Source organism: Acinetobacter sp. ANC_7654, assembly GCF_056779855.1.
Map to the genome: position 1 here is coordinate 1 of NZ_JBWYIR010000027.1, position 658 is coordinate 658.

The 658-nt window shown below is 40.3% G+C and carries 1 protein-coding gene; it reads right to left on the minus strand.

From position 1 onward, the window contains the following. Positions 1–658, minus strand: a 658-nt coding sequence (locus AC1M86_RS14770) for an RHS repeat domain-containing protein (RefSeq protein ID WP_481608253.1), incomplete at both ends; no start/stop codon positions are given.

The following is a 658-nucleotide window of genomic DNA, read 5'->3' on the forward strand; positions in this document are numbered from 1 at the left end:
AGGTGTACCAACTTGGTCACAGTGGTAGAACGCAATCTGTTCTAACTCTGTTGGACTCTTCCTTGAGTCTGTTCTCCACACTGGATCTTTATGGATGGAATACGGTTCTGTTTTAAATCTTTCGTAATTCGGTGTTTCTATCAGTTGTATAAAGTGTTGATACCCTGCTTGGAATAGCGGTACAAAGCTATTCGGCTCATAGATATAGTGTTTGGTATAACTTTGACTATTTTGTTCTGTGTTATTTTTATCTGTTAATTTTGAACTGGTTTTTGATTCCCAAATCATTAAATCACCATCCCAGCCAAATAAGGTCAGGCTGTTATTTGATTTGTTGGCTTTATACAGGCGTCGCCCGAAGACATCGTAGCCATATTCAGTGATTTGCCCGTTGTGGTCGCTTTCGATTAAGCGATTTAAGTTGTCCCACTTCAGTTTCAACTGTTGGTCTGCCTGCTGGGTTTCAATCACATTACCTTGGGCATCGTATTTGTAGTGTTTGCCTTGATAGTGTTTCACCAAGTTGTTTTTGATTTCTGCACTTTGCGTTGCAACTGGATCTATTAAGTTGCCCGCTGGGTCAAAATGGTAACGTTCAGTTTGCTTTGAGCTTTGCGCTTGTATTAAGCGACCAATCGCATCGTATTGATAACTAAGT